General features: G+C 67.7%; 13 protein-coding genes and 1 tRNA gene. 5 read left to right on the forward strand and 9 right to left on the reverse strand.

Features of this window, described 5'->3' with window-relative positions; translation table 11 throughout:
* Window positions 1-283: 283 nt before the first annotated feature.
* From PROPJV5_RS12095 to PROPJV5_RS12105, 4 genes are all read right to left on the reverse strand, one after another.
* Entirely contained in the window at window positions 284-793 is a 510-nt protein-coding gene (locus tag PROPJV5_RS12095; RefSeq protein ID WP_119716616.1) for a TIGR02391 family protein, read from the reverse strand.
* Window positions 790-1,482 carry a DUF5343 domain-containing protein gene (locus PROPJV5_RS12465; RefSeq protein WP_147385453.1) on the reverse strand — a complete coding sequence of 231 codons (693 nt, stop codon included), beginning with the start codon at window positions 1,480-1,482 and terminating at the stop codon, window positions 790-792. The genes PROPJV5_RS12095 and PROPJV5_RS12465 overlap by 4 nt, the downstream gene beginning before the upstream one ends.
* 228 nt (window positions 1,483-1,710) lie before the next feature.
* The gene (locus PROPJV5_RS13185) at window positions 1,711-2,052 is read right to left on the reverse strand and encodes a BsuBI/PstI family type II restriction endonuclease (protein ID WP_119716617.1); all 342 of its coding nucleotides are present in this window, start codon (window positions 2,050-2,052) and stop codon (window positions 1,711-1,713) included.
* A gap of 440 nt (window positions 2,053-2,492) precedes the next feature.
* Window positions 2,493-2,565 (reverse strand) — tRNA-Ala (locus tag PROPJV5_RS12105).
* Window positions 2,566-3,019: 454 nt separating this feature from the next.
* On the opposite strand from PROPJV5_RS12105, the gene PROPJV5_RS12110 reads away from it, so the two are divergent.
* The 5 genes from PROPJV5_RS12110 to PROPJV5_RS12130 all read left to right on the forward strand — a co-directional run bounded on the left by PROPJV5_RS12110 (window position 3,020) and on the right by PROPJV5_RS12130 (window position 9,785).
* Entirely contained in the window at window positions 3,020-3,439 is a 420-nt protein-coding gene (locus tag PROPJV5_RS12110; protein ID WP_119716618.1) for a DUF5318 family protein, read from the forward strand.
* On the forward strand, window positions 3,432-5,618 hold the full coding sequence (locus tag PROPJV5_RS12115) for a transglycosylase domain-containing protein (RefSeq protein ID WP_182858715.1): 2,187 nt from the start codon (window positions 3,432-3,434) through the stop codon (window positions 5,616-5,618). Before PROPJV5_RS12110 ends, PROPJV5_RS12115 begins: the two co-directional genes overlap by 8 nt.
* Before the next feature lie 114 nt (window positions 5,619-5,732).
* On the forward strand, window positions 5,733-7,331 hold the full coding sequence (locus PROPJV5_RS12120) for a glycosyltransferase family 87 protein (protein ID WP_119716620.1): 1,599 nt from the start codon (window positions 5,733-5,735) through the stop codon (window positions 7,329-7,331).
* Window positions 7,328-8,458 carry a mannosyltransferase family protein gene (locus PROPJV5_RS12125; RefSeq protein WP_182858716.1) on the forward strand — a complete coding sequence of 377 codons (1,131 nt, stop codon included), beginning with the start codon at window positions 7,328-7,330 and terminating at the stop codon, window positions 8,456-8,458. The genes PROPJV5_RS12120 and PROPJV5_RS12125 overlap by 4 nt, the downstream gene beginning before the upstream one ends.
* Before the next feature lie 76 nt (window positions 8,459-8,534).
* Complete coding sequence (locus PROPJV5_RS12130) at window positions 8,535-9,785, forward strand: alpha-amylase family protein (protein WP_119716622.1); 1,251 nt, start codon at window positions 8,535-8,537, stop codon at window positions 9,783-9,785.
* Window positions 9,786-9,904: 119 nt separating this feature from the next.
* On the opposite strand, the gene PROPJV5_RS12135 is transcribed toward PROPJV5_RS12130, so the two are convergent.
* From PROPJV5_RS12135 to PROPJV5_RS12630, 5 genes are all read right to left on the reverse strand, one after another.
* Window positions 9,905-10,183: an isoamylase early set domain-containing protein gene (locus tag PROPJV5_RS12135; protein WP_119716623.1), complete on the reverse strand. Its 279-nt coding sequence runs from the start codon at window positions 10,181-10,183 to the stop codon at window positions 9,905-9,907.
* Between the two features lie 183 nt (window positions 10,184-10,366).
* The gene (locus PROPJV5_RS12140) at window positions 10,367-10,978 is read right to left on the reverse strand and encodes a DNA-3-methyladenine glycosylase I (protein ID WP_119716624.1); all 612 of its coding nucleotides are present in this window, start codon (window positions 10,976-10,978) and stop codon (window positions 10,367-10,369) included.
* Window positions 10,975-11,523 (reverse strand): methylated-DNA--[protein]-cysteine S-methyltransferase, encoded by a 549-nt coding sequence (locus PROPJV5_RS12145; RefSeq protein ID WP_119716625.1) that lies wholly within the window; start codon window positions 11,521-11,523, stop codon window positions 10,975-10,977. Before PROPJV5_RS12145 ends, PROPJV5_RS12140 begins: the two co-directional genes overlap by 4 nt.
* Entirely contained in the window at window positions 11,520-12,692 is a 1,173-nt protein-coding gene (locus tag PROPJV5_RS12150) for an ATP-binding protein (RefSeq protein WP_119716626.1), read from the reverse strand. Before PROPJV5_RS12150 ends, PROPJV5_RS12145 begins: the two co-directional genes overlap by 4 nt.
* A 119-nt stretch (window positions 12,693-12,811) precedes the next feature.
* Window positions 12,812-13,097 (reverse strand): hypothetical protein (locus PROPJV5_RS12630; RefSeq protein ID WP_182858717.1); only part of this gene is annotated, 286 nt, incomplete at its 5' end.

The raw sequence follows: 13,097 nt of genomic DNA on the forward strand, positions 1-13,097 counted from the left end.
TTCTGACAGTGGACGACTTCGCAATCCCCACTCAACCAGCAAGGCCCTCCCATGCGTTCACACCCCTGGATCACAGTCCTTCAACCAACCAGCCCGATCAGTACACCTAGCGGTGATCTCGAACACGCTTCACTGGCGAGGAAGTTGACGCTATGCGAACAGCCCGCGCGCAAGGTGTGAGCGTGCACGTGCTGGCGAGATAGTACGATATCCAGCGGGGGTGGTCTGGATCACAGTCCGGTCTGACCAAGGTTGATGAAGACTACCTCCCAATCGCTGGCGCTTAACGAACGCCGGCGGCATCTAATCGCCGCAGTAGCAGCGACGCCAGCGCTAGGTAGTCGAGCGCTTCATCAGGTGTGTCACCGATGTCGATTTCGTGTCCACGCGGGTTCCGGATACCAGCAGCAGCCCCAGCGAAAATGGACTTGTAGCCGCGCTGTTCATCAATTTCTGACTCAGTAACGAGTGCATTGAGCCGAATCTTGGCGTTGGCCTCGTTGAACGCGTCCATCATCAAGGCGTATCCGGTCTTGCCCCTCAGCTTGGAAAGGCGTTTGACTTCCTTCTCGACGAACTTGAATGCCTCAAAAACAGCTTGCTCGCCGTATCCATCGTCGAAGAGACTTCTGATTTTCGACGGAAGATCGGGGTGAATGTTCCTCGTCTCGAAAGGATGCAGGTCTACCGCAGTCTCGTCCTGCTCACTGTCTGGCTCCGAGATCTTTCTTATGAGTGGGTCAGCACTGATTGCCCGGACAATGCGCTCGAATCGATCCAGGCTAATGCTCATGACATCAGGTGCTTTTTGATACTCGCGAAGATGGCGTCATATGTAGCAGCGTCTCCGTCCGCTGGAAGATTGACTTCTACGCGTACTGACAGACCGACCTCCCGGCTGGACGAACCGGCTCCCACTGGAACTGCGGGGTGTGGTGCTGCGGAATCCGGCAAAGACCCTTCCGCCTTGGTGACGTGCTTCGCGGCGGGTGATTTTGGCTTCCGGGCTGAGGTTCCAGTGTTTGTCACGGTCTTCTGGTTACTCGTGCGTGCGGACGGAAGCTCGCCGTGTCCCGAGAGCGCAGCCAAGGTTAGAAAGGTTGATGCTTGGCGCTTGCCCACCAGCTCTGAAGTCTTGTCCGCACCACGAAACCAGTGGATCAGCGTGTCCTGATCCGCCTGTAGGGCATCATTCATCTCAGTGAATAGCTGAGAGTAGGCGTTTCGCATTGTATCTTCGAGGCCAGCTTTGAATTCATCGTCGTTGCCAAAGAGATAATCACCGGTCCCTTCCGGCCGGCTCCCATCTTCATCAATGATCCTGAGGAACCGGAGGATCGATAGGACGTAGGACTCGTTCGAGGGTGCGATGTTAAACCGCTTAAGATAGCTCGCGTCGATCTTCGCTGGCGCTCCTTTGCGGAGCTGAGTGAACGTTTGGACTAGTGCGCCCTGGGTGGACGTGTAGGGATAAGTTGGCATGAGTGTCCTCCTGAACTGGGGCCGACTCAAATCGGCACGTTGATAGCGACATGAGCAGTATACCTAGATAAGTACGCATGGAGTCGGCCCCACTCCCAGTGCTCTTAGACGTGCAAAGCCCGCGAGCAACCGTAAAACCGCGGAGTGTTAGGTGTATGGACCGAGGAAGCGCTCGTCACAGTAATGGATCATGTGGGCCGGGTGGTCGACACACCACGCCTCGGACTCCTAGGCGATCTTGTCAAGATGCTTGCGGAACTTGGCACTGTCAAGGAAGTATGACACATAGACGAGGCCTACTGGTGATTCTGTGAACAGGGCGGTCAGTTCGGTTTGTCCCTTGGAGTCCATGGGGTCATGAGAACTGGCTGCCTCTAGGGGCACGAGCCAGTTGCGATCAGGTATCTTTTCTTGCGCGTCGGCCTCTATGGTGAGCGAGGACAGAGTCGCTCGCCCGAAGAGTGTCCATTTGCCGCCTGCGCCGCCAATGTAGAGCCCTTCCCTCCAGGTGTGAAGCGAGGACAGAAGTCCTCGGCTATAGTTGCTTGAGTAGCACGGTCTACCCGCCAGGTGTCAGAGTGGAGACTGATCTATCAGGGAAAGTGAGTGGGATGTGATCCATCTCCGTGCTGCCGCGTAGCGAACCCTGAGCCCAGGCGGCTCGGCAAGGTGCTGATTGACAGCTAACTGCCAATCATCGGTGTCGTAAGCGCACAGTATGCCTAGCGTCTCCGCTATGGCCTGATAGTTCCACTTTAGTCAGTCTCGTGGTCAAGTTGTGACCGTCAGTGATTTCTGGGGTGCTGCGCTTACCGGGGCAGCGAGTCGAGCAACGGGGAAGAAATTGTCTGTGCATTGAGACGTCTCAGACCTTTACGTGCGACTGAGGGCACTAATGACGGGCATTTTTTCGCCCCCAGAGAAACCCTTCTTGGTCATCGCTTTTCGAGACATCCAAGAAAAACACCCCGCATCTTCTGATACCGCGCGGCCTAGCAAGACACTGTGGGTGGAGCATAGGGGACTCGAACCCCTGACCTACGGCTTGCAAAGCCGTCGCTCTACCAGCTGAGCTAATGCCCCAGTCGCCTGCCGGGCCGCTTCGCTTCGGGCGGCCGCGGAACGGCGCCTCACAGTGTAGCGGGTGGGCGGGCGGCGCGCCGAACCCGCTGACCGGCCACGACGCCGCGGGCACGGCTGCCTCGAGATCTCCGAAGCCGCCTCCGGATCGATCTCACGACGCCGCGGACGCAGGGGCCACCGGTGAGCCGCCACCGGCTGGTGCTCGTGCCTGAGGTCGTGGCCCATGGCACAGCACGCCGGCTCAGGACCCTTTCGGCCTGGCAACGGCGGTCCTGCGAGGCGACCAACGGGGCCGGCCCAGGTCTGTGGGCAGTGGCGGACGGTCGCGGCCCTTGACAGGTCCGGTAGCCCGCCGGGGTCGTCGCGTTCGTCCTCGGGGACGGTCCTCCGTTCGCCGTGACGTTCTGTGACATCGGGGGCGCCTGGCACAGCCGGCCCAGTTACTCTTGGATCCATGCGGACACAACGTCAGGTGGTGAGTTACGCGTTGCGGCGCCGGGCCACGCTCGAGGCGATGCGGCGCCCCAACGCCACCATGATGGAGTCCGACCCGTGTGACGCGGATCCGCTGCTCATCCGGTCGGCCCTCCACCATGGCGTCCCGTCCGACGCCGAGTGTCCGGTCTGCGCCGGCGAACACATGAGCGTGCTGCACTATGTGTTCGGCGACCAGCTCGGACAGTTCTCGGGGCGCATCAAGCAACCCGCCGAGCTGGACGAGATGGAGACCGAGTTCGGCGAGTTCACCGTCCGCGAGGTCGAGGTCTGCCCCGACTGCGGATGGAACTTCATGATCTCGGCCTACAAGCTGGGTGATGGCCGCCGACGCCGCCCGCCGCGGCATCAGCAGACAGTTGAGGACATCTATGGCTAGCAACAAGAGCACTCCCCGCCGTCCTGCCAGGCCCCGCAAGGGCGGCAAGAAGCGCATCGCCGCCATCGCCGGCATGGTCGTGGCCGGGCTCGTCGTCCTCGCCCTCATCGTGTCGGGCATCTTCTACGCCTCCGTCAAGCTGCCCGAGCCCAACGAGGACTACACGACGCAGACGACGAGCATCTACTACCGTGACGGCTCGACCCTCGTCGGCGAGCTCTCGGTGCAGAACCGCACCGAGGTCGAGTACTCCGCCATGTCCGAGAACATCAAGAACGCGGTCATCGCGGCCGAGGACCGCAGCTTCTGGACCAACCACGGCATCTCGCCGAAGGGCATGGTCCGTTCCCTGTGGGCCATCGCCCGCGGCCAGGACCTGCAGAGCGGTTCGACGATCACCCAGCAGTACATCAAGATCCGCTATCTCACCAGCGCCCAGACGATGAGCCGAAAGCTCAAGGAGCTGGCGCTGGCGGTCAAGATCAACAAGACGGTCTCCAAGGAGGAGATCCTGACCGGCTACCTGAACACCGTCTACTTCGGCCGCGGCGCCTACGGCGTCGAGCAGGCCGCCCAGACCTGGTTCGACACCAACGCCGCAGGCCTGGACCCGGCCCAGTCCGCGATGCTCTCGGCCCTCATCAACAGTCCCTCCGCGCTCGACCCGTCCAACGGTGACGAGGCCGCGGCCCAGCTGCTCGAGCGCTACCAGTACGTGCTCGACGGCATGCTCGAGGCCGACAGCATCAGCCAGGCGGACCACGACGCCGCCTACGACGCCCTGCCCGAGACCGCGCCGGTCGCGGCGGACGACACCTACGGCGGCCCCAGCGGCTTCCTCATGACGATGGTCCAGAGTGAACTGCTCGATGCCGGCCTCACTGACGAGCAGATCTCCGGGGGTGGCCTGAAGGTCACCACGACGTTCGACGCGACCATGCAGAACGCGGCCGTCGAGACCGCTCAGGACTACACGACCCGTGCCGTGGCGAACGCCCCCACCGAGGGCCTGTCCGAGGACGACCTGCACATCGCCATCGCCTCGGTGGCCGTCGGCACCGGCGAGGTCTACGCGCTCTACGGCGGCCCCGATTACCTGACCTCGCAGATCAACTGGGCGACCACCGCCCGTCCGGCGGCGTCCACCTTCAAGGCCTGGGCGCTGCTCGCCGGCCTGGAACAGGGCTTCGGGCTGGGCACGACCCTCAACGGCAGCACCTTCACCCCCGCCGGCGACCCGGTGGTCGTGCACAACGACTCCAACGTCAACTACGGCAACGTCTCCCTGCTGCAGGCCACCTCGTACTCGATGAACACGGCCTTCACCGACCTGGTGACGACCATGGAGGACGGCCCGCAGTCGGTCATCGACATGGCCAACGCGGCGGGCATCCCCACCGGTGAGGGCTGGGACATCAACAACCGCATCGCCCTGGGCACCGCCCAGGTCAGCCCGCTGGCCAACGCCACCGGCTTCGCTACGATCGCCAACGACGGCAAGGCCAACACCACCCATGTCGTGCAGAGCGTCACCGACGCCGGCGGCGAGACGCTCTACACCGGCGACACGTCGAGCACCCAGGCGATCGACGAGAACGTCGCCCAGAACGCCCAGACGGCCCTCGAGTCGGTCGTCACGAGCGGCACCGGCACGACGGCCGGCCAGCTCGGCCGCGACGTCATCGCCAAGACCGGCACCAAGGACGACAACGACTCCGAGACGATCTCGGCCTGGTTCGTCGGCGCCACCAAACAGGTCTCGACGTCCGTCATGTTCGTCGCCGGCGATGGCAACGCCGACCTCAACCCGTACTCGCCGTACGGCTCGTTCAGCTCCGGCCTCTACCCGGCCAACACCTGGGAGGACTACATGGAGGTGGCCACCGCCGGCATGGACTACGAGTACTTCTCGGGGCTGAACAACATCGGCGCCGGCTCGGGGAACAACGCCACCTACGGTCCGACGGACAACCAGACCTACTACCCGTCCTCGGAGTCCACTTGGTCGGAGCCGACGGAGCAGCAGCCGACGTCCGAGCCCTCCCAGACGACCATGCCCTCGGCGGAACCGAGCGGCGGCACAGGCGGTGGCCAGAACCCAAGGCCGGGTGGCGGCGTTGGTAACAATGACAACGAAAACGAGGAGCAGAACGAGAACAAGCCAGAACGGGAGGGCTGATCCTTCTTGACACCGGACCACCGGAAGCCGAGTATCAGACATCGGTGCTGTTGTATCGTCCCTTGTCGTGGTCGGTGACGGTTCCTGCCGGTGCCGGCTGGCAGGATGGGTGCCGTGAACGGATCAGTACGTCTCTCGGAGCGCATCGGCGGCCCGGTGGGCAGGCATGCGCGCCCGTGGGGCATCTGGTTCGACCCGATGCCGTGGTCGATTCTCGTCGCCGGCCTGTCCTGGGTGGCCCTCATGCTGCGCCAGGTGCCCTGTCACCAGACCAGCTACGGCAACCCCGTCAACACCTACTCCCGCCTGTGCTACTCCGACATCCCGCTCGTCTACCAGGGTGACGGCATCGCCACGGGCGCCGGGCTCTACTCCGAGGCGGGCCTGCCCTACCCGCCGCTGGTCGGCCTCGTCATCGCGGCCTGCCGGGGGTTCACGGGCCTGCTCGGCGCCAACGTCAGTCCCTCGGCGACGGGCCAGGAGCAGCTCGACGCCTCCTACCTGTTCTTCGTCCTGACCGCCGTCGTCCTGTTCATCGCCTTCCTCGTGGTCGTCGTGGCTCAGGCCCGGCTCGGGGCCGGCTCGGCCAGCCAGGCCACGCAGGGCGTCCAGACCCGCAGCTTCGACGCGCTGCTCGTCGCGGCGGCCCCCGTCGTCATCGCCTCCGGCCTGATCAACTGGGACATGCTGGCCGTCGCGCTCGTCATGCTCGGGGTCTTCGCCTGGGCCGGGCGACGGCCCCTGCTCGCCGGAGCCGCGCTGGGCGCGGCCTTCTCGGCGGCGTTCTTCCCCGTCCTCGTCCTCGTGGCCCTGGCACTGGTGTGCTGGCGCGGCGGGCGCATGCGCGCCTGGGCGGTGGGCCTCGGCGGGTTCGCCGGGGCCTGGGCGCTCCTCAACGCGCCGCTGCTCCTCACCGACCCCGGTGGCTGGTCGGTGTACTGGACCAGCGGCATCGAGCGCTCCGCCGACCTCGGCTCGCTGTGGTACGTCCTGGGGCTCATGGGCCTGCAGGTCCCGGCCGTCACCGTGATCAGCGCCGCCCTCACGGTGACTGGCCTCTTCCTCGTCGCCGCCCTCGTGGCAGGGGCACCGCGCCGCCCGCGCGTCGCGCAGGTGATCCTGCTCGTCCTCGTCGTCTTCACCGTCTGCTCCAAGGTCTACTCCCCGCAGTACGCCCTGTGGCTGCTGCCCTTCGTCGTCCTGGCACGGCCGAAGGTCCGCGACTGGGCCGAGTGGAACATCACCGAGCTGTGCTACTACTTCGCCGTCTGGGGTTTCCTCAACGGCGTCCTGGGCCCGGGCACCGGGGCCGACGCCCTCTACTGGATCGCCACGTTCCTGCGCATCGGCGGTCAGTTGTGGCTGGCGTCCTCGGTGGTCCACGACATCCTCAACCCCTGGGACGACCCGGCCCGTGTCGGTCATCTCGACGACCTCACCGGCGGCGTGCTCGATCACGCGGCCGACCCGGTGGCGATCGCCGTACCGGCCGGGGCCCGGGTCGGTGCCGGGTACGCGCCCGGCCAGGCCCCCGTGCCCGCGGGGACGCCCGGCCACCGGCTGCCCGGCGGGCTACCGGCCCACGGACAGCCCGGCGGATACCCGTCGGGGGCCGCGCCACAGGGCAGCGCCATACCGGGGGCCGTTCCTCAAGAGGGCGGTGCCGCCCCGGAACAGGCCCGGCCCCCATGGCCCGGCGAGGGGCCCCGGTGAGCCGGCGCTCCGGCAGCACCCGCACCATCGTCATGGTGTGGGCGTGCACCCGTGCCCTGCTCGCCGCGGTGCTGCTGCACACCGTCAGCACCAATGACACGACGATCGGCCGGGCGCTGGGCAACTGGGACGTCCAGCACTACCTCGCCATCGCCACCAGCGGCTACGCAGACCGCACGGACATGGCCTTCTTCCCCGGCATCCCACTGGTCATGCACGTGGCCACGCTGCTCGGCCTGCCCGCCGTCGAGACGATCGCCGCGGTCAGCGCACTGGCCTCGCTGGCCGCCGCCCTCGCCATGGGCCGCCTGGGCGGGCAGTGGGCCGCGGTCGCGTGGCTGCTCGCGCCGATGGCCGTTTTCACCGTCGTCGGCTACACCGAGGCTCTCTTCTGCGCCTTCGGCCTGTGGGCCTGGGTGCTCGCCCGCCGGGGCCACTGGTGGGGGGCCGCCCTGCTCGCCGCACTCGCCTGCACCACCCGCATCTCGGGCGTCTTCCTCGTCGCCGGACTCGTCCTGCTGGCACTGGCCGGGGGCGAACCCACCGTCGAGGGAGCCGTGGACTGCAAGCGCACCACCTCGCCGCCGGCCCGTATCCGGCACGCCGTCATCGCCGCGCTGCCGCTGCTCGTCGTCGTCGCCTTCTTCGCCCACCTGCACGGCATCACCGGCAGCTGGGACGCCTGGTTCAGCGCCCAGCGCGCGGGCTGGGACCGCAGCTGGACGACGCCTTGGCAGAGCCTGCAGAACACCCTGTTCGCCACCGACCCGGCATCCTGGCCGGACGAGCCGACCCGCGCCTGGATCTTCCGGTTCGAGATCGTCTCGGCCGCAGCCGGTCTGGTCACGGTGATCGTGGCCCTCGCCCGCAGGGCGTGGGCGCAGGCCGGCTACGTGCTCACCCAGCTCCTCGCCCTGACCACCGCCACCTGGTTCCTGTCGGTCAACCGCGGCGACCTGCTGTGGTTCCCGATGTTCATCGGCATCGGGTGGCTCATCGCCCGCCGGCCCGCATCGAGGGGAGCCGACCTGGTGCGCGCCATCGTCTGGCTGCTCGTCACCTTGGCCGATCTGGTGCTCATGGCCTGGTGGGCGAGATTGTTCTTCCTGGGGCACTGGGCCAGTTAGGACCGTCCGGCGCCCCGCTGGCCGTAGAGTGGGGCCACGAGGCGGCGCAGCGCGCCCGCCGGGAAAGGAGTCAACGATGACCGGCTGGAGCGACGACACGATCTGGTGGGCCGTCTACCCGCTCGGCTTCCTCGGCGCGTCCACCCGTCCGGCCGACGGGAACCGGCCCCTGGAACACCGACTGCCCGCGCTCGAGGGCTGGCTCGACTACCTGCTGTCGATCGGCTGCAACGGCTTGGCCCTCGGCCCGATCTTCGAGTCCGTCTCGCACGGCTACGACACCCTCGACTACTTCCGCATCGACCCCCGCCTGGGCGACGAGGACGACCTCGCCCACCTCGTCCGGGCCTGCCACGACCGCGGCATCCGCGTGGCCCTGGACGGCGTCTTCAACCACGTCAGCGCCGCCTACCCGGACCTGCTCGCCGCCCTGGCCGGCGGCCCGGGGGCGCCGACCGCCGACATGTTCCACATCGACTGGTCAACGAACCCGCCCACCCGACTCAACTTCGAGGGCAGCGACGACCTCGTCCGCCTCAACCACGAGTCCGGCGCCGTGCGCGAGCTGGTCACCCGCGTCATGAACCACTGGCTCGACCTCGGCGTCGACGCCTGGCGTCTCGACGCCGCCTACGCCGTGCCGCCCGCCTTCTGGGCGCCCGTCCTCGCCGACGTCCGTGCCGCCCACCCGCAGGCCTTCGTCTGGGGCGAGGTCATCCACGGCGACTACGCCCGGATCGTCGCCGACTCCACCATGGACTCGCTCACCGAGTACGAGCTGTGGAAGGCGACGTGGAGCAGTCTCGCCGACGAGAACTTCTACGAGCTCGACTGGACGCTGACGCGGCACAACGAATTCTGCGAGAGTTTCACCCCGCTCACCTTCCTCGGCAACCACGACACCACGCGCATCGCGAGCCGGGTGGGCGGGGCGAAGGCGATCCTGGCCGCCACGGTGCTCTTCACCGTCGCCGGGACCCCCAGCATCTACTACGGCGACGAGCAGGGCTTCCACGGCGTCAAGTACGACCGCGCCTGGGGTGACGACGAGGTACGCCCGGTGATGCCCGCCCGCCCCGACGAGCTCTCCGAACTCGGCGCTGACGTGCTGCGGTACTACCAGCAGCTCGTCTCGATCCGGCGCCGCAACCCGTGGCTGGTGCGCGCCCGCACCACCGTCACGCAGCTGGCCAACGATCGCATCGACTACGAGGCCTGGGACCCCGATGAGCGGACCCGCCGGTTGCATGTCGCGCTGGGAGTGGGGGAGTCCGTCACGGCGCGCATCGCCGACAGCGGCGGGGAACTCTTCGCGTTCGAGGGCTGAACCAGGCCGACGAACCCCTACCGGACGGGGGTGAGAGTGGTGCGCGGACAGCGACGTTGATGCCCGCGCACCACGTGTGGTGTGGGCCCGGCCGGTCACCGCCCGGGCCCGTCGCCCGGTCAGACGGACAGGAAACCACCCTGCTCGGTGACCTCCTGGGCGTCGATGTCGTCGAACCATTCGCCGTTGGCGCCGAGGTACCGGAAATGAATGAGCGTGCCGGCCGGCACGGTGATCATCGTCGAGGCGCTGCCGTCGGGTCGTACCCGCAGCGGGTTGCGCAGGGGCTGCCAGTCGTTGAAGGAGCCGACGACGCTCACCGGCATCGCCGGGTGATCGGCTGGCAGGGTGAACGTGATGGCGACAAGATTCTCCGACACCGTTTCCTTGCGGATCATGACCAACCTCCGCGGTGCGAACCCCGGCTCTGGACAGGACTGTGCGGTCCGGACGAGAACGGGGCTGAAGTGATCCGGCAGACCCTCTTGAATCCAAGATTAGAGATGTTCTGCTCATTAAGCGAGGCGTCTCATCAAAAGAAACAACCCTCCGCACAGGAAGCCCACAGGCAGGCCGCGGAGTCAGCAGAAGGCGGCGTCGCCGGGCTCGCCGGGGGCCTCGATCAGGCCGTCGGCGCCCTCGAGCCGGTCATCCACCATGCCGATCGCCTGCATCATCGCGTACATGGTCGTCGGCCCGACGAAGACGAAGCCCTCGGCGCGCAGCGCCCTGGCCAGCGCCTCGGACTGCGGGCTGCGAGTCGGGATCTCGGCCATGCTCGCAGGACGCGGCCCCGCCGGTGGGAGGAACGACCAGACGAGCCGGGGCAGACCGCCGCGGTCGCGCAGCGCCCTGGTCGCGCGGGCGTTCGTGACGGCCGCCTCGATCTTGCGCCGGTTCCGCACGATCGACGCGTCGGTGAGCAGCCGCTCGACGTCCGCCGGCCCGAAGCGGGCGACCCGGTCGACGTCGAAGCCGGCGAACGCCCGGCGGAAGGCAGGGCGCTTGCGCAGGATCGTCGCCCAGCTCAGGCCCGACTGGAAGGCCTCCAGGCACAGGCGCTCGTACAGGCCGCGCTCGTCGGTGACGGGGGCGCCCCACTCGTGGTCGTAGTAGTCGCGCAGCAAGGGGTCATGGGCGGCCCAGACGGGGCGGACGCGCCCGTCCTCGCCCACGATCAGTTCGGCGCTCATGGGCGCCTCTCCAGATCGAGCAGGTACCTCTTCATCGCGGCGCCGCCCCGGTAGCCGCCCACACCCCCGCCGGCGGGCAGCACACGGTGGCAGGGCACGATGATCGGCACCGGGTTGTGCGCGCACGCGCCCCCGACGGCCCGGGCGGCACCCGCAGGGGCGCCGGCCATGTCGGCCAGGCGGGCGTAGCTGACGGTCTGGCCGTAGCCGACGGTGAGAAGAGCGCGCTGCACCCGTTCCCGGAACGGGGTCGACAGCCGCAGGTCGACCGGTACGTCGAAGGTCATGCGCGTCCCGGCGAAGTATGCGCGCAGTTCGTCGGCCGCCGCGAGGACGTGCTGCCCCGACCGCTCGGGCGCCGACCCGCAGGCCCTCGCCAGGGCGGCCAGCACCTCGTCGTGGTCCTCGGCGGGCAGGCCGACGCGCAGCACTCCCCGCTCGGTGACGGCGACGAGGAGCGGTCCCAGCGGCGACTCGACCGTGTCCCAGCGCACCGGACCCCACTCCGCAGGGCCGGTTCGGGCCCGGCCGGGCCCGGGGTTCATGGTTGGCTCCTCAGGTAGCGGCCGAAGTGCGGCACGGTGAACGCGATCTTGCCGCGCTCGCTCGAGTAGATGAGCCCCTTCTTCATGAGGGCGTCCCGCGCCGGTGACAGGGACTGCGGTTTGCGGCCCAGCGAGGCCGCCACCTCGGAGCTGGAGACCTCGGCGTCGTCGATGCCGAGGTCGGCCATCGCCCGCAGGTAGTCGCGCTCGGCGGGGGTCGCCCGCTCGAAGCGGCTGCCGAAGAAGCCGACCGCCAGCTCGCTCTCGGCCTCCGGGGTGCCCATGCGTACGTCGTCGGCGGTGATCGGGCTGGCCGCCGCGACGTCCCAGACGGCCTTCCCGTAGGCCTGGATGAAGTACGGGTATCCGCCGGTCGCCTCGTACATGGCGTCCAGGGCGTCGGCGCCCCAGTCCGCGTCCTCGTCCTGGGCCGGTACCCGAAGGGCCTTGTCTGCCTCGTCCCGGTCGAGACGGTCGATGTTCTGGTAGCTGAACAGCCGCTCCGAGTAGCTCTTGGACGCCGACAGCAGCGCCGGAAGGTGCGGCAGGCCGGCGCCGATGACGATGAGCGGGAGTCGCTGCTGGCTGATCTCGTGGCAGGCCGCGCACAGCGCCGAGACGTCCCCGGGCCCCAGGTCCTGCATCTCGTCGATGAAGACGCCGACGCCCACCCCCATGTCGGACGCCAGCCCGCCGAGGTCGGTGAACAGCTCGACGAGGTCGATCTCGATGTCGCCGGAGTCGGCGCGGCCCTTCGTCGCGGGGACGCGGATGCCGGGGTTCCACCGTTCGGCGAGCTTGGCGCCCGGCTTGGCGTCACGTTCGATGAAGGCGCGGATCTCGCCGAGCAGCTGGTCGGTGTCGGGATGGCCCAGCTCGCGGACGGCCATGTGCAGGGCGGCGCCGAGGGGGCGGCGCAGCGTCTGGTCGGGCCGGGCCTCGAGCTTGCCCGTGCCCCAGCGGGCGCGGACCGCCTGGCCCCGCAGCGCGTTGAGCAGAACCGTCTTGCCGACGCCGCGCAGGCCGGTGAGGATCAGTGAGCGCTCGGGGCGGTTGCGGGCCACCCGCTCCAGCACCACGTCGAAGTGGGCGAGCTGCTCGCCGCGTCCGGCGAGTTCGGGAGGGCGCTGGCCGGCGCCGGGCGCGTACGGGTTGCGGATGGGGTCCATGGGACCACACTATGACAGTGTCTAGGAGAAAGCCTAGATGCACGCCATCGACGTGTCGGTGCGGCCCGTTCCACGGGAGATCGGAGAGGACATCTGAGCCTAGGACTCGGGTCTGGGTTTCAGTCGGTGAAGTGTCGGGCGAGTCTGGTTCTCAGTATTTCTTCGTCGCCTGAGTACATGTCGTCCTCCCAGTCACTGGCCAGGTAGTTGGGTGGGGCGTCGTGGTAGGACACGAATCTCATCTCGGGGGGCTGGCGGGTCATTTTCACTGCCCCGAACAGCGCCCCGGGTCGGTCGTCCCGGTATGCCCGGGCATGCCATGTCCCGGCGGCCGCTGCGAGTTCCTCGGCATACCGGCCGGCAGGCCAGCCCGTGATCTCGCCGCCGTCGGCCAGGGCCCTGATC

Source organism: Propionibacterium ruminifibrarum, assembly GCF_900289195.1.
Taxonomy (GTDB): Bacteria; Actinomycetota; Actinomycetes; order Propionibacteriales; family Propionibacteriaceae; genus Propionibacterium; species Propionibacterium ruminifibrarum.